Source organism: Pseudomonas sp. B28(2017), from assembly GCF_002113025.1.
GTDB lineage: Bacteria > Pseudomonadota > Gammaproteobacteria > Pseudomonadales > Pseudomonadaceae > Aquipseudomonas.
The window spans coordinates 53,873-72,563 of the sequence record NZ_NEJH01000003.1; the positions used below are offsets into that span (position 1 = coordinate 53,873).

General features: G+C 59.7%; 18 protein-coding genes. 5 read left to right on the plus strand and 13 right to left on the minus strand.

Going from position 1 to position 18,691, the window contains the following annotated elements:
• Positions 1 to 62: 62 nt before the first annotated feature.
• Both ctaD and coxB read right to left on the minus strand, forming a co-directional pair.
• Positions 63 to 1,655, minus strand: coding sequence for a cytochrome c oxidase subunit I (ctaD, locus tag CAF65_RS09490; RefSeq protein ID WP_085716062.1), 1,593 nt, complete (start codon positions 1,653 to 1,655; stop codon positions 63 to 65).
• 82 nt (positions 1,656 to 1,737) lie between these two features.
• A complete protein-coding gene (gene coxB, locus CAF65_RS09495) occupies positions 1,738 to 2,865 on the minus strand; it encodes a cytochrome c oxidase subunit II (protein WP_008018431.1) in 1,128 nt (375 codons plus the stop codon).
• A gap of 370 nt (positions 2,866 to 3,235) precedes the next feature.
• Here coxB and CAF65_RS09500 point away from each other — a divergent pair, with 370 nt between their 5' ends.
• Entirely contained in the window at positions 3,236 to 3,886 is a 651-nt protein-coding gene (locus CAF65_RS09500) for a hypothetical protein (protein ID WP_085716063.1), read from the plus strand.
• A 59-nt stretch (positions 3,887 to 3,945) separates the two neighbouring features.
• On the opposite strand, the gene CAF65_RS09505 is transcribed toward CAF65_RS09500, so the two are convergent.
• From CAF65_RS09505 to CAF65_RS09515, 3 genes are all read right to left on the minus strand, one after another.
• Positions 3,946 to 5,472 carry a SulP family inorganic anion transporter gene (locus CAF65_RS09505; protein ID WP_085716064.1) on the minus strand — a complete coding sequence of 509 codons (1,527 nt, stop codon included), beginning with the start codon at positions 5,470 to 5,472 and terminating at the stop codon, positions 3,946 to 3,948.
• 90 nt (positions 5,473 to 5,562) lie between these two features.
• Entirely contained in the window at positions 5,563 to 6,294 is a 732-nt protein-coding gene (locus CAF65_RS09510) for a carbonic anhydrase (RefSeq protein ID WP_085716065.1), read from the minus strand.
• Positions 6,295 to 6,537: 243 nt separating this feature from the next.
• Positions 6,538 to 7,596: a PA0069 family radical SAM protein gene (locus tag CAF65_RS09515; RefSeq protein WP_085716066.1), complete on the minus strand. Its 1,059-nt coding sequence runs from the start codon at positions 7,594 to 7,596 to the stop codon at positions 6,538 to 6,540.
• Between the two features lie 208 nt (positions 7,597 to 7,804).
• Between CAF65_RS09515 and CAF65_RS09520 the strand changes: the two genes are divergently transcribed.
• Together CAF65_RS09520 and CAF65_RS09525 are read left to right on the plus strand one after the other, a co-directional pair.
• Positions 7,805 to 8,056, plus strand: a complete 252-nt coding sequence (locus tag CAF65_RS09520) for a hypothetical protein (protein WP_085716067.1) — start codon at positions 7,805 to 7,807, stop codon at positions 8,054 to 8,056.
• 57 nt (positions 8,057 to 8,113) lie between these two features.
• Positions 8,114 to 8,758, plus strand: a complete 645-nt coding sequence (locus CAF65_RS09525; protein WP_085716068.1) for a dual specificity protein phosphatase family protein — start codon at positions 8,114 to 8,116, stop codon at positions 8,756 to 8,758.
• Positions 8,759 to 8,799: 41 nt separating this feature from the next.
• Here CAF65_RS09525 and CAF65_RS09530 read toward each other — a convergent pair whose 3' ends face one another.
• Together CAF65_RS09530 and prlC are read right to left on the minus strand one after the other, a co-directional pair.
• Complete coding sequence (locus tag CAF65_RS09530) at positions 8,800 to 9,087, minus strand: YheV family putative zinc ribbon protein (RefSeq protein ID WP_085716069.1); 288 nt, start codon at positions 9,085 to 9,087, stop codon at positions 8,800 to 8,802.
• Positions 9,084 to 11,135 carry an oligopeptidase A gene (gene prlC, locus CAF65_RS09535; protein WP_085716070.1) on the minus strand — a complete coding sequence of 684 codons (2,052 nt, stop codon included), beginning with the start codon at positions 11,133 to 11,135 and terminating at the stop codon, positions 9,084 to 9,086. Before prlC ends, CAF65_RS09530 begins: the two co-directional genes overlap by 4 nt.
• Before the next feature lie 88 nt (positions 11,136 to 11,223).
• On the opposite strand from prlC, the gene CAF65_RS09540 reads away from it, so the two are divergent.
• Together CAF65_RS09540 and CAF65_RS09545 are read left to right on the plus strand one after the other, a co-directional pair.
• A complete protein-coding gene (locus CAF65_RS09540; protein WP_085716071.1) occupies positions 11,224 to 11,769 on the plus strand; it encodes a gamma carbonic anhydrase family protein in 546 nt (181 codons plus the stop codon).
• Between the two features lie 27 nt (positions 11,770 to 11,796).
• On the plus strand, positions 11,797 to 12,447 hold the full coding sequence (locus CAF65_RS09545) for an HAD family hydrolase (protein WP_085716072.1): 651 nt from the start codon (positions 11,797 to 11,799) through the stop codon (positions 12,445 to 12,447).
• 55 nt (positions 12,448 to 12,502) lie between these two features.
• Here the strand turns inward: CAF65_RS09545 and CAF65_RS09550 are convergent, their stop codons facing one another.
• The 6 genes from CAF65_RS09550 to CAF65_RS09575 all read right to left on the minus strand — a co-directional run bounded on the left by CAF65_RS09550 (position 12,503) and on the right by CAF65_RS09575 (position 18,644).
• Positions 12,503 to 13,126: an ABC-type transport auxiliary lipoprotein family protein gene (locus tag CAF65_RS09550; RefSeq protein WP_085716073.1), complete on the minus strand. Its 624-nt coding sequence runs from the start codon at positions 13,124 to 13,126 to the stop codon at positions 12,503 to 12,505.
• Positions 13,123 to 14,061, minus strand: coding sequence for an MlaD family protein (locus CAF65_RS09555; RefSeq protein WP_085716074.1), 939 nt, complete (start codon positions 14,059 to 14,061; stop codon positions 13,123 to 13,125). The genes CAF65_RS09550 and CAF65_RS09555 overlap by 4 nt, the downstream gene beginning before the upstream one ends.
• 1 nt (position 14,062) lies before the next feature.
• A complete protein-coding gene (locus CAF65_RS09560; protein ID WP_085716075.1) occupies positions 14,063 to 14,866 on the minus strand; it encodes an ABC transporter ATP-binding protein in 804 nt (267 codons plus the stop codon).
• A complete protein-coding gene (locus CAF65_RS09565) occupies positions 14,863 to 16,011 on the minus strand; it encodes an ABC transporter permease (RefSeq protein ID WP_085716076.1) in 1,149 nt (382 codons plus the stop codon). Before CAF65_RS09565 ends, CAF65_RS09560 begins: the two co-directional genes overlap by 4 nt.
• 54 nt (positions 16,012 to 16,065) lie before the next feature.
• Positions 16,066 to 17,094 (minus strand): DUF5924 family protein, encoded by a 1,029-nt coding sequence (locus CAF65_RS09570; protein ID WP_085716077.1) that lies wholly within the window; start codon positions 17,092 to 17,094, stop codon positions 16,066 to 16,068.
• 173 nt (positions 17,095 to 17,267) lie between these two features.
• Positions 17,268 to 18,644 carry a pitrilysin family protein gene (locus CAF65_RS09575; protein ID WP_085716078.1) on the minus strand — a complete coding sequence of 459 codons (1,377 nt, stop codon included), beginning with the start codon at positions 18,642 to 18,644 and terminating at the stop codon, positions 17,268 to 17,270.
• Positions 18,645 to 18,691 lie beyond the last annotated feature (47 nt).

The window sequence follows — 18,691 nt, forward strand, 5'->3', positions numbered from 1 at the left end:
GTTGACGACCATCGTCGGAACGCCGCCCGGAGACGAGCTCGCTCCTACAAAGGGCCAGGTGTTCATTTCACTTCCGGCGGCGTAGTGAAGGTGTGATACGGCGCCGGCGACGGGATACTCCACTCCAGGCCTTCAGCCCCATCCCACGGTTTGGCCGGTGCCTTGGGGCCGCCGCGAATGGTCTTGATCACAATGAACAGGAAGAAGATCTGCGTGGCGCCGAACATGAATGCGCCGATCGACGACACCATGTTGAAGTCGGCGAATTGCAGGTTGTAGTCCGGGATTCGCCGCGGCATGCCCGCCAGCCCCACGAAATGCATCGGGAAGAAGGCCATGTTCATGCCGATGAACGACAGCCAGAAATGCAGCTTGCCGAGGGTTTCGTCGTACATGTGGCCGGTCCATTTCGGCAGCCAGTAGTAGGCCGAGGCGAAGATCCCGAAGATCGCCCCCGGCACCAGCACATAGTGGAAGTGCGCGACCACAAAGTAGGTGTCCTGGTACTGGAAGTCCGCCGGGGCGATGGCCAGCATCAGCCCGGAGAAACCGCCGATGGAGAACAGGATCACGAACGCCACGGCGAACAGCATCGGTGTCTCGAAAGTCAGCGAGCCTTGCCACATGGTGCTGGCCCAGTTGAACACCTTGACTCCGGTGGGCACCGCAATCAGCAGCGTGGCGTACATGAAGAACAGCTCGCCCACCAGCGGAATGCCGACCACGAACATGTGGTGCGCCCACACGATGAACGACAGAAACGCGATACTCGCCGTGGCGTAGACCATCGACGTATAGCCGAACAATGGCTTGCGCGAAAAGGCCGGAATGATCGAGCTGACGGCGCCGAACGCCGGCAGGATCATGATGTACACCTCGGGGTGACCGAAGAACCAGAACACATGCTGGAACAACACCGGGTCCCCGCCACCGGCGGCACTGAAGAAGCTGGTGCCGAAGTGGATGTCCATCAGCATCATGGTCACGCAGCCCGCCAGTACCGGCATCACCGCGATCAACAGGAACGCGGTGATCAGCCAGGTCCAGACAAACAGCGGCATTTTCATCAGCGTCATGCCGGGGGCGCGCAGGTTGAGGATGGTCGCGATCACGTTGATCGCCCCCATGATCGAACTGATCCCCATCAAGTGGATGGCGAAGATGAAGAAGGTCACGCTTTCCGGCGCGTAGGTCGTCGACAGCGGTGCATAGAAGGTCCAGCCGAAGTTCGGCCCGCCACCGGCGGTGAACAGGGTCGATACCATCAGCAGGAACGCTGCCGGCAACAGCCAGAAGCTGAAGTTGTTCATCCGCGGCAGGGCCATGTCCGGCGCGCCGATCATCAGCGGAATCATCCAGTTGGCGAGGCCGACGAAGGCCGGCATTACCGCACCGAAGACCATTACCAGGCCGTGCATGGTGGTCATCTGGTTGAAGAATTCCGGCTGGACGATTTGCAGTCCAGGCTGGAACAGTTCGGCGCGAATCACCATCGCAAACGAGCCGCCCAGCAGGAACATGGAGAACGCAAACCACAGGTACAGCGTGCCAATGTCCTTGTGGTTGGTGGTCAGCACCCAGCGCATCAGGCCCTTGGCGGGGCCATGGGCGTGATCGGTGGCGGTATGAACATGTTCATCGATTACAGCAGTCATGTCCTGTCTCCTGCAAACAGATGGGCTGGGCAAGCCGGGGTGCGTAGCCCCGACCGGTTCCGTACGTGCGCAATAGACCGGGTCATTTGCTTTCCGCCTGTTTCAGCTCCAGCACTTCTTTAGGCGTGACCATGTCGCCTTTGTTGTTGCCCCAGGCATTACGTTCATAGGTCACGACCGCCGCGATATCGACTTCCGAAAGTTGCTTGCCGAACGCCGCCATCGCGGTGCCGGGCTTGCCATGGAAGACCAGGCTCAGGTGAGCCTCTTTCGGCCCGGTGGCGATTTTCGAGCCCTTGAGTGCCGGGAACATCGGCGGCAGACCCTGGCCTTCAGCCTGGTGACAGGCCACGCAGGTGGTGTGATAGACCTTGTCGCCGCGATCCTTGAGTTCGTCGAGCGTCCATTCCTTGCTGGTCAGCTCTTTGAGCTGCGCGACCTCGACCTTGCGATCAGCCAGCCATTTTTCGTAATCGGCCTTTTCCTTGACCTCGACCACGGTCGGCATGAAGCCGTGATCCTTGCCGCACAACTCGGCGCACTGGCCACGGTAGATGCCGGGCTTGTCGATGCGGGTCCAGGCTTCATTGACGAACCCGGGAATCGCATCGCGCTTGACCGCGAAAGCCGGCACCCACCAGGAGTGGATCACGTCGGCGGAGGTCACCAGGAAGCGCACCTTGGTGCCGACCGGCAGCACCAATGGCTTGTCGACTTCGAGCAAGTAGTGCTCGCTCTTGGCTTCCTTGTTGTGGATTTGATCTTGGGGGGTGGTCAGGTTGCTGAAAAACTCGACGTCCTGGCCCAGGTACTTGTAGTGCCACTTCCACTGGTAGCCCGTGATCTGGATATCGATTTCCGGCTCACTGGCGTCGTACATCCTGATCAGGGTCGCGGTAGCGGGAATCGCCATGGCCACCAGGATCAGGAAGGGCACGATGGTCCAGAGGATTTCAACGGTGGTGCTTTCATGAAATTTGGCGGCCACCTGCCCGGTCGAGCGGCGGTGGAGAATCATCGACCAGAACATGGCACCAAAAACGATGATGCCGATCACCACACAGATCCAGAAAATGGTCATGTGCAGGTCGAATACTGCGTGACTGATTTCAGTCGCTCCAGGCGCCATATTCACAGTCCAGGCCGCTTGCGCCTGGCTGAAAATCGACCACAACAGGAGGCCCATCCAGACATGTGGATGTCGCATCATTGCGGGTTCCCCTTATCGTTCTTGTTATCCCGCCGGCTTTCACCTGCGGCAAGGGAGCGGCTGCATCAGACTACGAACTTGAATCGCCGGGCCTTGCTGCACATGCAGTCGGGCGTCATCAGCTAACTCCATTCCACCCCGAGTATAGACAGCACCTCTGACCTCGCAATGCGAAGGCGTAAATCAACTGAAACAGCATTAACTTGCTTTGCAGGGCACGAATGGAGAAGGATGCAGACGAGTGGTGGCCAATCGATATAACGGGGTTGTCTCAAGGATGAAATAATTATGACAAATGCGTCTTAGCATTTTTCATAAGCCAGCTAAGTTATGTCTTCCCTATTTCATTGCCTTGTTTCCTGGAGTTTTCATGAACACCGCCGCATTGCGCGAGCAGATCCACAAAGCCCAACAACACGAAGCCGAGACCAGCCAGCTGACGCGTCAGCTGGAAAGTAAACTGCCTCATCTACACCCGGCGATCCAGTTGCCGGAAGTGGACGCCAATGGCGTGCTGACGCGTTTTGTCGCCGCTTACATCAATGAAGTGCCCGATCTGCTGGACGCAGCCAATGACGTCGCAAGGGAAGCGGGCATCGAGTCACAGATCAGACCGGTGCTGAAAATCGCCGAGCAGTACTTCCTCCAGCCACCAGCCATCATGGCCGGTCATGTCGGGCTCGACAGCCTGCTGGATGAAGCCTACCTGGCGCACCGGTTTGTCGAAGAGGTCAACGACCTGTACATCAAACATTTCGACCAGCCACTGATCCCCCTGGACATGACTGTCGCCAACCTGATTGCTCACCAATTGATCGGTGAGGAATTTGCCAACCAACTGGACGAGGCGGTGCATCACGCCATCGACGAGATGCTCGACGACGAAAGCTTCGCACTGGAATCTGTGGAAGCCTACCGTGAGAAGCTCAACAGCCCGGACACCGGTGCTGCGTGGAAACGCTGGCCATGCATGTCCCGCCGTTTGGGCGTAGGCCTGGAGCTGGATCAGCCGGCTGCCTGATCCATCGGTGAATAAAATTCCCCTGCAGGAGCGAGCTTGCTCGCTCCTGCACAGGAACCTCAGCCCGCCGCACCAATACCGATGTTGGTCCGCACCCGCCCCTCCAACCTTCGCTTCAATCCCCGCGATTCAATCAACAGCTTCGAGCCCTTGGCCGCATTTGCCCGCCCCCAATCCTCCAGCAGCTCCAGGCACGAGTGATCGATGTAACTCAAATTGTTGAGCGGCACATGCACCGTCATGCCCGGCGCAATGCTGCCTAGCACCTGGGTCAATGCCGGCACTTTGAGGAAGGTCGCCGCGCCCACCAGGCGCAATTCCATTTCCCCCTCCTGAGGCAGGTCGATCAGGCTGATTTTCAAGCGAGAGGCTTTCAGCGCCAGTTTCACCAGCGTCAGGCCGAAGCCAATCAACACGCCAGTCAACAGGTCCGTGAAAACGATGGCGAGCGCAGTTGCCGCGTAAGTGAACATCGGCGCCCGACCATACCGGGCCAAGCCACGAAAAACCTTGAGATCCACCAGTTTGAAGCCGGTGTACACCAGCACGCCCGCCAGGCTTGCCACCGGAATGCTTTGCAGCACGCTGGACAACAACAGCACGAACGCCAGCAGCCACAGGCCGTGGAAAATGGTCGAAAACCGCGTGGACGCTCCGGCCTGTACATTCGCCGAACTGCGCACGATAACGCCGGTCATTGGCAACGCGCCGAGCAGGCCACACAACATGTTGCCGACACCTTGTGCCGACAATTCCCGGTCGAAATCCGAGCGCTGGCCGCTGTGCATGCGGTCAACCGCCGCGGCCGAGAGCAAGGTTTCGGCGCTGGCGATGAAGGCCACGGCAAACGCGGCGATCAGCAAGGTTGGATCAGCCAGGTTGAGCAGATCCGCCGGCTTCAGCCAATCGATGGCCTCCGTCAGGTTGGCCGGCACCGCAACCCGTTTGACCTGCAATGCCAACACCAGGCTGGCAAGCGTGGCCAGACCGACACCGAGTAGCGCGCCCGGAATGAAGCGCAAGGATTGCGGACGGTATTTTTCCCACAGCCACATGACAGCAATCGTCGACAAACCGAGCAAACCGGCTTGCCAGCCAAACGTGGGCAACGCTTGAGCCAGCGCCGCCGGGAAAGCTGCCAGGTTGTCCAGGCCCGAGGGTTTGGGCACGGCATCCAGCATCACATGCACCTGAGACAGGACGATCAGCACGCCAATCCCGGCCAGCATGCCGTACACCACCGCAGGCGCCGTCACCCGAAACCAGCATCCCAGTTTCAAGCGACCGGCCATCAGTTGCAGAAACCCCGCCAGCAACAGAATCGGCCCGAGCATGGCTACACCATGCTGGCGGACCAGTTCAAATACCAGAACGGCCAGGCCTGCCGCCGGGCCGCTGACCTGCAGTGGCGAGCCGGCCAACCAGCCAACGACCAGACCGCCGATGATACCGGTGATCAGCCCCTTGGCCGGTGGCAGCCCCGAGGCAATCGCGATGCCCATGCATAGGGGCAGGGCGACCAGGAACACAACCACCGAAGCCAGCAGCTCCCGCGGCAGAACAGCTTTGAGTCGAGCAGCACGCATGGTGAGTCTCCCGAAGTTTTCTTCAGGCATGGCAAAGCCAGGCTGCCTGAACGGCAGCCTCGGTTAAACCACACAACGATTTAGGAGGATTTAGAAGCGCGCTTTGGGCGTCGCCACGGGAATTGGCAGGCTGCCATTGAGCGGCAGGAAACAACCTTGATCGGCGTCGTACGCTTTGATTTCGCTGGTTTCGATGTTGTAGACCCAGCCGTGGATAAACAGCTGACCGTTGGCCATGCGCGAGGCCACAGATGGATGGGTGCGCAGATGCTGCAATTGGGCGATCACATTCTCTTCGGTGAGGACGTGCATGCTTTCGCTTTCGTTAGCGCAGTTGCAGTTCTCCTGCACCATGGTTTTGGCCACTTCGGCATGACGCAGCCAGGCTTTGACCGTGGGCATTTTTTCCAGGCTGTCCGGGTTGAGCACCGCACGCATGGCGCCGCAGTCGGAATGCCCGCAAATGATGATGTGATGCACCCCCAGAGCCAGTACGGCGTACTCGATGGCCGTGGAAACACCACCGTTCATTTGCCCGTAAGGCGGTACGACGTTACCGACATTGCGGGTCACGAACAGGTCGCCTGGGGAGCTCTGGGTAATCAACTCGGGAACGATGCGCGAATCGGCGCAGGCAATGAACATCGCTCGTGGCCGCTGGGCCGTGGCGAGTTTCTTGAAGAGCTCTTCCTGCTGGGGAAAGACCTCATGATGAAAATGCAAAAAGCCGTCAACGATATGCTGAAACGCTGCATCGGCGGTTTCGGCCTCGGGTTGGGCTGAAGCCGACGCAGCCAACGGCTGTTTATCCTTGTCACTCATGATTCATCCTCATTGGCGGAGTCAGGGAGTCATCCCGTGTGGTTCCGTGTGAAGCCAGTGGCTGGTAAAAAAACATCCAGGTCGAGCATCTCGACCCATCAGTCACTCGGTGAACAAGGTAGCGGCCAAATCTTAATTCAAACTGAATGAACCGCTCTAGAACGTGCGTTCCAGGTCACAAAAAACGTGACCAGCGAAATGCGTGAGCACGCTCTCCAGTACTCAACCATAGGCCAATTGTCCTCAAATCAACGACATTTGGCGACCCGGCGGACAAAAGGCTTCGCAGTCCAGATTGAACCCCTCCCGGTGATTGAGTCCCAACCGTTTGATCGCTTTGGCAAAGCGCTGCGCCAACAAGTCCGCAAACGGGCCTTCACCACGCATCCGCGCACCAAAGCGGCTGTCATAGAGCTCACCACCACGGCTCTGGCGAATCAGGCTCAGGACATGTGCCGCCCGTTGAGGATAGTGGGTCGCCAGCCATTCCTCGAACAGCGGCGCCACTTCAAGCGGCAGGCGCAGCATCATGTAAGCGGCGCTCTGTGCCCCGACGCGGTGGGCCTCGACGAGCAGACTTTCGAGTTCGCTGTCGTTGATCATCGGAATCATCGGTGAACACAGTACCCCCACCGGAATGCCTGCATCGCGCATGGCCCTGATCGCCCGCAACCGGGCCTTGGGCGCTGCGGCGCGGGGTTCGAGGATGCGTTTGAGTTCGTCGTCCAGGGTGGTCAGGCTGATCATTACCGCCACCAGTCTTTGGCTGGCAAGCTCGGTCAGCAGGTCCAGGTCGCGAAGAATCAGCGAGCCCTTGGTGACGATGGTCACCGGGTGCCGGTAACGCAGGAGTACCTCGAGGGTTTGCCGGGTGATCTTGTATTCACGCTCAATTGGCTGATACGGGTCGGTGTTGGAGCCCAGGTTGATCGGAGCACATTGATATCCACGCCGGGACAGTTGTTCTTCCAGCACCTGCGCGGCATTGGTCTTGGCGATCAGCCTGGTTTCGAAATCCAGCCCTGGCGACATGTCCCAATAGGCGTGGCTTGGCCTTGCGTAGCAATAGATACAACCATGCTCGCAGCCGCGATAGGGATTGATCGAACGATCGAACGGCAAATCCGGCGAGGTATTGCGAGTGATGATGGTTTTCGCCGTTTCGATGCGCACCTTGGTGCCCTGGGTGAGCGGTACTTCCTGGTACCAGCCGTCGTCTTCGGCCACCGAATGGTTGGGGGCAAAGCGGTTGTGCGGGTTGGTCGCGGTGCCGCGACCACGTGGGGGCAATGGCGTATGCATGGAGAAGCCCTGATAACTGTATACACATACAGTACATCGGCACTGGCGGTGGGACTAGTGCCGTTGGGCACCTTCTCGGTTTTCGTTTGTTGCACGCCTGTATCGGCCAATCAAGATACACATATTAAATCTGGTCAAAGCTCTGGAAGTGTCATTGTTATTTTTTCGTAACAGTCAATTAACGGACATTAATTAAAAGACTTTGCATATGTCGTATTTCCATCGTCGTGGCATTTTTCTCCAAAAACTTGGCCCTACCATAGTCACCCCAAATGAAGTGCTGGTTTCCATGCAGTTCGCTCTGAAAGAGTCGGGCCAGGATGAAAACGGTGATACGACGGATAAACTGGTTGACTCGAGCACTTTCATTGCATCGTCTAACGATGGTGGTCAATCATTCAGTATTCGTAACGCCAGCATCATTTCACGTTTCATTGACGCCCCCCTCACAGGGCTTTGACTGTTAAGGACTGAATCTATACGCCAACATCTGCCTCCTCCTGAACGGTCACCAAGCATGTCCCTACCGCGCATTTTCCCTGCGATGTGCCTCTCGCTGGTCGCACTTCTCAACCTGATGCCAGCCTTCGCCGACGATGCGGTTTCTCCACGTCCGGCGGATTGGGCTCAACCGGTCGAGGTGCAGTACAACCTTTTTCAGATGTCTCCCACTCTCTATCGCAGTGCATTACCCGACAAGGAAGCGCTGCCGCTTCTGGAAAAGCTCAAGGTCGGCACGGTGATCAATTTCCTGCCGGAACCGGACTCACACTGGTTGTCTTCTCCTGGTATCGAACAGATACAACTGCCCTATCGCACCAACCATGTGGATGACGCAGACATACTCAAAGCCCTGCGCACCATTCAAACCGCCGAAGCCAAGGGACCGGTACTGATGCACTGCAAGCACGGTTCTGACCGGACCGGTTTGATCGCGGCAATGTATCGGGTAGTCGTGCAAGGCTGGAGCAAGGAAGATGCACTGAACGAAATGACCCGGGGCGGCTTTGGCGACAGTACCCACTTCAAGGACGGCATCCGCTACATGATGCAGGCCGATGTCGACAAACTGCGCACGGCGCTGGCCAACGGCGATTGCAGCACCAGCCCGTTCGCCGCGTGCTCAATGAAGAGCTGGTTCAAGTCCGCTCATATCGAATAAAAAAGCCCCCGTTGCATGGCGCAACGGGGGCTTTTTTTCACTCAGTGCTGTTCGTCGGGCTTTTTCTTCAGCTTCGGATTCGGGAAGAACTGAACCGTCTGAACCTTGGTGTCGGCTGGTTTGAGTGCGCTGGTGTTAACCCGCGTACCTAGTTCCTTGGGCACCGACAGTCCTTGCTCATTGAGTGTGTCGGAGTAACCGCAGGCCACGCACTCACGGTGCGGGACCTGGTCTTCACTCCACATCATCAACTTGTCCGGCTCGCTGCATGCCGGGCAGACCGCCCCGGCGATAAAGCGTTTTTTCGTAATCACGGGTCCCTCACTCATGCTGCTGCGTCCTCACTCAGGCCGCTGTGGCGCAAGAGTGCGTCAATCGATGGCTCACGGCCACGGAAGTCGACGAACAGCACCATCGGCTCCTGGGAACCACCGCGCGCCAGGATCGCTTCACGGAAGGCGCGACCGGTGTCGGCGTTGAGCACGCCTTCCTCTTCAAATTTCGAGAAGGCATCGGCCGACAGCACTTCTGCCCATTTGTAGCTGTAGTAACCCGCGGCATAACCCCCGGCGAAGATATGCGCAAAGCTGTTGGGGAAGCGGTTGTAGGCCGGCGGACGCATCACCGACACCTCGTCGCGTACGCCTTCGAGTACTTGCAGCACGCCGCGGCCATCGCCGTGAGTGGCGTGCAGTTCGAAGTCGAACAGCGAAAACTCCAGTTGGCGAACCATCATCAGGCCGGACTGGAAGTTTTTCGCCGCGAGCATTTTCCCGAGCAGGTCCTGAGGCAGCGGTTCGCCCGTTTCGTAATGACCGGAAATCAGCGCCAGGCCTTCCGGCTCCCAGCACCAGTTTTCCATGAACTGACTTGGCAGTTCGACGGCATCCCAGGCCACGCCGTTGATGCCGGACACGCCAGCATGCTCGACGCGGGTCAGCAGGTGATGCAAGCCATGACCGAACTCATGGAACAGGGTAGTGACTTCGTCGTGGGTCAGCAGCGCCGGTTTACCGCTGTCTGCCGGGGTGAAGTTGCACACCAGGTTCGCCACCGGGCTTTGCAATACGCCGCCAGCCGTGCGGCGACGATCGCGGGCGCCATCCATCCAGGCCCCGCCACGCTTGTTGGCACGAGCGTAGAGGTCGAAGAAGAAGCGGCCGATGTGCTGGCCGTTTTCCTTGATTTCAAACAGGCGGACATCCGGGTGCCAGGTGTCGAAGCCTTTGAGTTCGGCAATCTCGATGCCGTACAGGCGCTGCACGATGGCGAACAGGCCGCTGAGCACCTTGTCGATCGGGAAGTAGGCGCGCAGGGCTTCCTGGGCCACGCTGTAACGTTGTTCACGGAGTTTTTCGCCGTAAAAACCGCTGTCCCAGCTTTGCAGGTCCGGGCAACCTTGCTCGGCAGCGTAGGCCTTGAGTTGTTCCAGATCCTGGGCGGCGAACGGCTTGCTGCGCTTGGCCAGGTCACGCAGGAAGCTCAGCACCTGATCGCTGGATTCAGCCATTTTGGTCGCCAGGCTCAGCTCGGAGAAACTGCTGAAACCCAACAGCCTGGCCAGCTCCTGACGCAGGTCGAGGATTTCTTCCATGACCGGGCCGTTGTCGTTCTGGCCGGCATTCGGCCCTTGGTCCGACGCACGAGTGCAGTAAGCCGCGTAGACCTCTTCACGCAGTGCGCGGTCCTGGGCGTAGGTCATCACCGCGTAATAGCTCGGGAATTCCAAGGTGATCAGCCAGCCGTCCAGGCCCTTGGCCTCGGCCGCAGCAGCCATTTGTGCCCTGGCCGAATCGGTCAGGCCGGCGAGGGCGGCTTCATCGGTGATGTGCCTGGTCCAAGCCTGAGTGGCATCAAGCAACTGGTTGGAGAAACGGCTGCCCAGCTCGGACAGCTTGCTCTGCACTTCGGCGTAACGCTTCTGTTCGGCTTCCGGCAGGTCGATACCCGACAGACGGAAATCACGCAGGGAGTGTTCCAGGATAGTTTTCTGCGCCACGTCGAAACCGGCGGCCTCCGGGCTGCTGGCCAGGGCTTCGAAGGCCTGGAACAGTTCGCGGTTCTGGCCCAGCTCGGTGGAGTAGGCGCTCAAGGCCGGCAGGCATGACTCGTAGGCTTCACGCAATTCGGCGCTGTTGCACACGGCATTGAGGTGGCTGACCGGGCTCCAGGCGGCGCCCAGGCGGTCGTTGAGCTCGTCCATCGCCAGCACCAGGCCGGCCCACGTTGGCTGTTCGGCCTGGGTCTTGAGGATCTCGACGATGGCAGCGCGGTTGTCAGCCAGGATCTGTTCAATGGCCGGTTGTACGTGTTCGGCGCGAATGGCGGAGAACGGTGGCAGGTCGTAGGACTGCAAAAGAGGGTTGTTCACGCTCACGGTTGATACCTTGGCTGGAGAAACATGCAGCCATCTTAATTACAATCGACACTCACCGCAGCTATCAGCGACAGAGAGAAACCCTATCGTGAACCTTCGCAAGTATCAGGACCATACGCCGCAGCTCGGCAAAGGCGCTTTTGTCGACAGCTCGGCGGTGGTGATCGGCGACGTTGAAATCGGCGACGACAGCTCGGTCTGGCCGCTGACAGTGATCCGTGGCGACATGCACCGCATCCGCATCGGCGCGCGCACCAGCGTGCAGGATGGCTGTGTGTTGCACATCACCCACGCCGGGCCGTTCAACCCGGACGGTTTTCCGTTGCTGATCGGCGATGACGTGACCATCGCCCACAAGGTCATGCTGCATGGCTGTTCGGTGGGCAGCCGGGTGTTGATCGGCATGGGCAGCATCGTCATGGACGGTGCGGTGGTCGACGATGAGGTGATCATCGGTGCCGGCAGCCTGGTGCCGCCGGGCAAGCATCTGCAAAGCGGCTTCCTGTATGTGGGCAGCCCGGTGAAGCAGATCCGCCCGCTGACGGACAAGGAACGCGCCTTTTTCACCTACAGCGCGGCGAACTACGTGAAGCTCAAGGACCTGCATCTGGCCGAAGGCTACGACCAGCTTTGACCCGGCCCTCTAAATTCAGGATTCGACATGCATTACCAAACCGTTTTATTCGACCTTGATGGCACCCTCACCGACCCGCGCGAAGGCATCACCCGTTCGATCCAGTTCGCCTTGGGCAAACTGGGTATCGATGAGCCGGACCTGGTCAAACTCGAACATTTCATCGGCCCGCCGCTGTTACAAGCGTTCATGCAGTTCTACGACTTCGACGAAGCCAAGGCCTGGGAAGCCGTGAATTTCTACCGCGAGCGATTCAAGGTCACCGGCCTGTACGAAAACCGGGTGTTCGACGGCGTCACGCCGCTGCTGGAAACCCTGAGCGGGCAAGGCCGGCAGCTGTACATCGCGACCTCGAAACCGTGGGTATTCGCCCGGGAAATCGCCCGGCATTTCAACTTTGCCAAGCACTTCAAGGTGATTTACGGCAGCGAACTGGATGGCACCCGGACCAACAAGGTCGAGCTGATCGCTCACCTGATGGCCGAAGAAAATCTGGACCCGGCCAGCACCTTGATGATCGGCGATCGCAAGCACGACCTGATCGGCGCGCGCAGCAACGGCCTGGACGCGGCCGCGGTGGGTTACGGTTTCGGCAGCCACGAAGAACTGAGCGCTGAAGCGCCGGCGTATCACTTTGAAACGCTGTCTGAGCTGCATCAGGCGTTTTTGAGTCGCTAACGACTTACCCCTGTGGGAGCGAGCCTGCTCGCTCCCACAGGGGGTCACACAGACTTCAGGGCCTTGGTGGCGGGGCCAGCCGTTGTCCTTGCTCGACGGTCCAGTTCACCACCTGCGCAGTCAACTGATCGTTAGCCTGACCAAACCCCGCCACTACCGCCGGGACTTGCACGCTGCTCAACGGCTGGCGCACTTCAAAGCGACGACTGGCGAGGATGCGCTGGTCATAACTGCGCACCAGCAATGCATCCAGACGCACGACTACGCCGGCATTCGTACCCTGGTATTCAGTCTGGAACGCCTGCAGGCTGCCGCCCAATTCAAGATCGGTCTGGAAAATACTGTCATCGGTGCTCAACAACGGCACCCGCCCGTCATGCTGGAAACCTTCCAGCAGGCGGTTGCGCACCAGCACCGGCACTGGGTCGCTCCAGCGCGAGCCCTTGTAGTGGCTGATCACATCGCCCTGAGGAATCACTGCAATGTTCGGACTGTTCAACGCTTCGCTGGACTGGAGTTTGGTCAGGCGCAACGACCAGCGTTGCGGCGTGCCATGGCTGGCCGATGCATTCTGGACCGAAGGCAATCGATAGACATCAAAGGGCTCGGGCTTGGGCAGGATCGAACACGAACTGACCAGCGTGAAGCCAGCGAGGAGAGCGAACCGGATCAGCGTCATGGCGTGAATTCCTTGGTCTTGTCACCGCCCAGCAGGTAACCGCTGGGGTTGGCCTCCAGACGTTTGGTAATAACGCGCAACGAGGACAGGGTTTCGCGCATCTCGCGCACGGCCGGGCCCAGGCCATTGAGGCCTTGCATGCCGCTGTTGAGCGAATCCTGATTGGCGCTGATCAGTTTGTTGAGGGTGGCGCTGCTCTCCTGCAGCGACTTCATCGCCTGCTCGGCACTGCCGAACGCCTCCTTGCCATGATCATTGAGCAGTCCGTTGGCATTGCGCATCAGCGCCGTGGTCTGCTCCAGCATGTTGTTGGCCTGCTTGCCGACCGAGGCCAGTTGCTGCATGGCCTGGCGAATATCGCCGCGCTGCTCGGCAATGGTTCCGGTGGTTTGCTCCAGGTGCTGCAGGGTATTGCTGATGCGCTCGATGTTTTCCGTGGAAAACATCAGGTTGACGTTTTGCATCAGCGTGTTCACACCGGACATCAAGTCGTTGCTGTCATTGAGCAAACGGGCGATGGGCGAGGGCGATGCGACGATGGTCGGCAGGTTGCCGTCCTTGCCCTTGAGCGTCGGGCTCTGTGGCGTGCCGCCGCTGAGCTGGATGATCGAAGTCCCGGTGACGCCAGTCAGGGCCAGTTTGGCCAGGGTGTCTTCCTTGACCGGGGTATCGCCGGCCAGGCGAATTCGCGCCAGCACCCGGCGCGGGTCATTCGGGTCCAGGCGCAGCAAGATCACGTCGCCGACCTTGATCCCGCTGTACTGCACCGAACTGCCCTTGGACAAACCGCTGACCGCCTCGTTGAACACGACCTCGTAGTCCTTGAACTCGGTATCGACACTGGACTTGGCCAGCCACAGGCCGAACAGCAGCGCGGCTGTCACCACAATCACGGTGAACAGGCCGATCAATACATGATGGGCTCGGGTTTCCATGTCAGACCTCGTTGAGCTGTTGAGCGGCTGTCAATGCCGCGCGGCCGCGAGGGCCATGGAAGTATTCGTGAATCCACGCATCGTCGGTTTCCGACACCTTGTCGATGGCGTCCGCCACCAGCACCTTTTTCTGCGCCAGCACCGCCACCCGGTCAGTGATGGTGTAGAGCGTGTCGAGGTCGTGGGTCACCAGAAAGACACTCAGGCCCAGGGCATCGCGCAGGGTCAGGATCAATTGGTCGAACGCGGCGGCACCAATCGGGTCGAGACCGGCGGTGGGCTCGTCGAGAAACAGGATGTCCGGGTCCAGCGCCAATGCCCGGGCCAGCGCGGCACGCTTGATCATGCCGCCGGACAGCGAAGAGGGGTACTTCTCTGCGGCCGACAGCGGCAACCCGGCCAGGGCCATTTTCACGGCCGCCAGGTGCTCGGCGTCGTTGCGGCTCAAGCCCGCGTGTTCGATCAGCGGCAGCGCGACGTTCTCGGTCACCGTCAGCGACGAGAACAGCGCGCCTTTCTGGAACAGCACGCCGAATCGCCGTTCCACCCGCGAACGCTCGTCCTCGGACAAGGTTGGCAGGTTTTTCCCGAAGACTTTCACCACGCCTTCGCTGGGCTGGCGCAATCCGACAATGCTGCGCAGCAACACCGATTTGCCGCTGCCGGAGCCGCCGACCACGGCGAGGATTTCGCCCTTGTACAAATCCAGGTCGAGGTTCTCGTGCACGCTCTGGCGGCCAAAGCGGTTGCACAACCCACGCACTTCTATCACCGCCTCGGAGGGCGCTCGGGGGATACGACTCACCAGCCCATCTCCATGAAAAACATCGCGGCGATCGCATCAAACACGATCACCACGAAAATCGACTGCACCACACTCGACGTGGTGTGAGCGCCGACGGATTCGGCGCTGCCGCTGACCTTGAAACCTTCGAGGCAGCCAATGGCAGCAATCAGGAAAGCGAACACCGGTGCTTTGACGATCCCCACCAGAAAGTGCTGAACACCGATGTCTGTTTGCAGTAGCGATAGGAACATCGCTGGCGAGATATCCAGCGCCACTGCGCAGACCACTCCACCGCCGATAATCCCCGACAGCATCGCCAGAAAGGTCAGCATCGGCAGAGCGATCAGCAACGCCAGGACCCGCGGCACCACCAGCAACTCCACAGGGTCGAGGCCCAGCGTGCGGATGGCGTCGATTTCTTCGTTGGCCTTCATCGAACCGATTTGCGCCGTGAACGCACTGGCGGTGCGCCCGGCCATCAGGATCGCGGTCAGTAGCACGCCGAATTCACGCAGGAAGGCAAATCCAACCAGGTCCACGGTGAAGACAGTGGCGCCGAAAGTGGCCAGCACCGTCGACCCGAGGAACGCCACCACGGCGCCCACCAGAAAAGTCAGCAACGCGACGATGGGGGCGGCGTCGAGACCGGTCTGTTCGATATGGGCGATCATCGGCGTGACACGCCAGCGCTTGGGACGGAACAGGCCTCGGACAATGGTTTCGATGATCAGGCCAACGAACCCGAGCAGCTGCAGGGTGTCCTGCCAGACGGTGTCCACCGCGCGGCCGATGCGGGTCAGCAACTGAACGGTAACGCTGATTTCCGGCTCCTTGATCGGTACGCAGAAATCGGTCAGTGAGCAGTAGACCGTTTGCAGCAACGCACGATCGGCGGAGGACAGCGTGCAATCAGGATGTTCGGCAGAGCGACCGAGGCGCTCGGACCCGAGCATTTCCACCAGCAGCGAGGCGCCGGCGGTGTCGAGGGCGCCGAGACCATTGAGGTCGATGGGGGTGTTGGCGTCGTACTGGCCGTGGAGCTTTTCGCATAACAGCTTGAGGTCAGCGTAGTGGGCAAGCGTCCAGTCGCCCGTCACCCGCAACCGCGCAGGTGTGAGCGATGTGTCCAATCGGGCGTTGCCGGCCATCGTGCTGCTGATCATAAGCTCCGTGCTTGTTCTGTGATTTCGCAGCCTTACGTAATAGCACGAACCGTACTACTTTTCTTTGATCGCTGTGCTGTCCGTGACTTTGAAACGCAGCACGCCGATAACCTGGCCATCTTCGGTCAATACTCGAACCTGCCATTTGCCAGCCGGATTGCCCGGGAAGTTCTGCTTGTGGGTCCAGGCCCGGTAACCTTCCTTGCGCCCGCCGCGAATATCCAGGGGGATGCGGTCGACCTCTTTGCCGTTGAACTGCCAGACGTGATAAATCCGCTCGTCCAGGCCACGCGGGGCGTTGATCGCGGTGTATGCGTAGAGCCCGCCATTGCGGATCTGCTCGGCGCTGACTTCGTCGAGACTGGCGCCCGGCGTGCGGTCCTGCATTTGCGTGCTGATGGCCACGTCGGTCATCCACAACGTCGCCGGCGGCACCCACGAGCGCAGCTCCCAACCGACGAAGCCAATGCCCAGGGTGATACTCAAAATCGCCAGCGCACTACGCAGGGTACGAATCGGGAAGATCGACGCCAGGCTCGGGAACGACAGCAGCACCGAGATACCCAGTGCCCATTTGAAACTTTGCGCGGTGGTCAGGTGCATGATCACCGGCAACGCAGTGAGCAACGCGGCAAACAGGGTCAGGGTGTGCAGGGCCAGAAACGCCCAGCGCCGTGGCGCCAGCCACTTGTAGTAGAGCGGGTCGACAATCGAAATCAGCGCCGCGACGCCCAGCAGCCCGGTGAAAACCAACTGGCCGCTGTTCCACGTCGTGGTGATGAAGAAGAACGGCAGGACGAAAAACAGGCTTTCCTGATGGATCATCTGCGTCGCGTAGCGCAGCAACGGTTCCGGGATTTCGCGCTTGAAAATGCGCGTGAACAGCTTGGTCAGGCTGTTTTCCAGCATCAGCCAGATCCAGCTGATCAGCATGATGGTGGTGATCCAGCTCGCCAGGCCTTGCTGGCGATCGACCAGAATGAAACTGCACACCCCGGAGATGAAACCACCGAGCGCAATGACCCCAGGGTAGCGCTTCATCAATTCGAGAATGCGCTGTACGAAAAGGGTCAGGTTTTGCATTCGGCGGGTTCACAGTCGTCGTAGGAAAAAAACCTCGACAGGGTACCCGCGAGGGCGCCCCGTGGCGAGGGTAACCTGTGGAAGCGAGCCTGCTCGCGAAGCGGTGTAGCAGTCGACATCACTGCTGGATGGGCCAACCTCTTCGCAAGCAAGCTCGCTCCTACAGGGAATGTTTACTTTTCGCGATGAAAACGCCACGCCACAAGACTTAAGAGCAGCAACCCCGCCACTGCGACCACCAACCACATCAACTGGTCATAACTGAACAACGGTTTTTCGATCCGCAAATACCCCGGTTGCAACAGCAATTCACGCACGGCCTTGTTCGCCTCTCCCAGCGTCACCCCTTGCAGCTCCCGGGCCGGGTCGGCGAAGCGGCCGTCCTCGTAATCACCGATGGCGCTCCAGTAGTAGTCGGCCAACGCACTGTTACCTTGTACGGCCCAGGCCTGGCGGGCAATCGCGGCCAGTTTCAGGCGGTTGAAGGTGTCGACATTGAGGCCGTCCTTGAGCAGTGCGGCCTTCAAGTCATCTAGCACTTGTTCGGCCTCTGGCACATCGTCGCGCTCAAGGTCGGCATTGAGGCTCATGAAGCCCACGCCGCCGAACACCTGGCGTTCCGCCCACGGGCCATAGGACAGACCGTGAACCAGGCGCAGCTGGCGATAAAGCGCCCAATCCAGATAATCCTTGAGCAAATCGAAGGTTTCGTCATGCCCGTCTTCCAGCACCGGCTCCGGCACCAGCCAGTGCAATTTGGCGCCGTTGCCGACCAAACCGTGGGTCAGGGTGCGTTCGTGGGCGGCGCTGGCCTGGATTTGCGGCAGCGGCGGATGCTCGCCGGGGGTAATCGCTTCCAGCGCGCCATAGGCCCGCTCCAGATAGGCTGGCAGTAACTTGTCGAGGTCGCCGACTACGATCAGGGTCATGTTGTTCGGCGCATACCAGTCCTTGCGCACCCGCTCCAGTTGCTCACGGGTCAGGTCATCGACTTGCGCACGCTCCGGGCATTTGAGGCCCAGCTCCACGGCCAGCTGGTTGCTGGCGGTGTGGCCCAGGTCCTGACGATCGAGCCAGCGTTGCAGGTGCGAGTAATGGCCACCGTCTTCGCGCTCGACCACTTGCTTGGCCGCGTTGATGGCGTTGTCGTCGAAACGGGTCTGGGTCAGCAACGCCAGCAGCAGGTCGAGCACTTTGCGCTGGTTTTTCGCCGGGGCTTCGATGACGAAAGTCGTATCGGCATTGCTGGTGAACGCGTTCCACTCACCGCCCAGGGCCTGCATGCGCTCTTCCAGGCCGCCTTCGCCGCTGGCGTCGATGCCGCTGAACAGCAGATGTTCCAGCAGATGCGGCAATTCCTTTTCTTCGCAGTTGAAATCGTCCAGGCCAACGCCGACCACCAGCCGGATCGCCACATGCCCGCGGTCGGTACCGGGTTTGAGCAGCAACTGCAAGCCGTTGCGCAGCGTGTAGCCCTCGACCTGGAAGCGATCCAGGGCGAATGACGGGAATGAACCAAGCAACAGGCAGGCGAACAACAGACAACGCATAACGAGGTTCCGTACGGCTAGCGTAAGTTCAACAGACTTCAGGCAAC

Bases quoted from the DNA above. Each gene is read 5' to 3' on its own strand.
- CAF65_RS09555 (WP_085716074.1), bottom strand. From the start codon at position 14,061: ATGGAAACCCGAGCCCATCATGTATTGATCGGCCTGTTCACCGTGATT.
- CAF65_RS09525 (WP_085716068.1), top strand. From the start codon at position 8,114: ATGTCCCTACCGCGCATTTTCCCTGCGATGTGCCTCTCGCTGGTCGCA.
- CAF65_RS09500 (WP_085716063.1), top strand. From the start codon at position 3,236: ATGAACACCGCCGCATTGCGCGAGCAGATCCACAAAGCCCAACAACAC.
- CAF65_RS09520 (WP_085716067.1), top strand. From the start codon at position 7,805: ATGTCGTATTTCCATCGTCGTGGCATTTTTCTCCAAAAACTTGGCCCT.
- CAF65_RS09545 (WP_085716072.1), top strand. From the start codon at position 11,797: ATGCATTACCAAACCGTTTTATTCGACCTTGATGGCACCCTCACCGAC.
- CAF65_RS09505 (WP_085716064.1), bottom strand. From the start codon at position 5,472: ATGCGTGCTGCTCGACTCAAAGCTGTTCTGCCGCGGGAGCTGCTGGCT.
- CAF65_RS09515 (WP_085716066.1), bottom strand. From the start codon at position 7,596: ATGCATACGCCATTGCCCCCACGTGGTCGCGGCACCGCGACCAACCCG.
- CAF65_RS09530 (WP_085716069.1), bottom strand. From the start codon at position 9,087: ATGAGTGAGGGACCCGTGATTACGAAAAAACGCTTTATCGCCGGGGCG.
- CAF65_RS09510 (WP_085716065.1), bottom strand. From the start codon at position 6,294: ATGAGTGACAAGGATAAACAGCCGTTGGCTGCGTCGGCTTCAGCCCAA.
- CAF65_RS09550 (WP_085716073.1), bottom strand. From the start codon at position 13,126: ATGACGCTGATCCGGTTCGCTCTCCTCGCTGGCTTCACGCTGGTCAGT.
- coxB (WP_008018431.1), bottom strand. From the start codon at position 2,865: ATGATGCGACATCCACATGTCTGGATGGGCCTCCTGTTGTGGTCGATT.
- CAF65_RS09575 (WP_085716078.1), bottom strand. From the start codon at position 18,644: ATGCGTTGTCTGTTGTTCGCCTGCCTGTTGCTTGGTTCATTCCCGTCA.
- CAF65_RS09570 (WP_085716077.1), bottom strand. From the start codon at position 17,094: ATGCAAAACCTGACCCTTTTCGTACAGCGCATTCTCGAATTGATGAAG.
- CAF65_RS09565 (WP_085716076.1), bottom strand. From the start codon at position 16,011: ATGATCAGCAGCACGATGGCCGGCAACGCCCGATTGGACACATCGCTC.
- ctaD (WP_085716062.1), bottom strand. From the start codon at position 1,655: ATGACTGCTGTAATCGATGAACATGTTCATACCGCCACCGATCACGCC.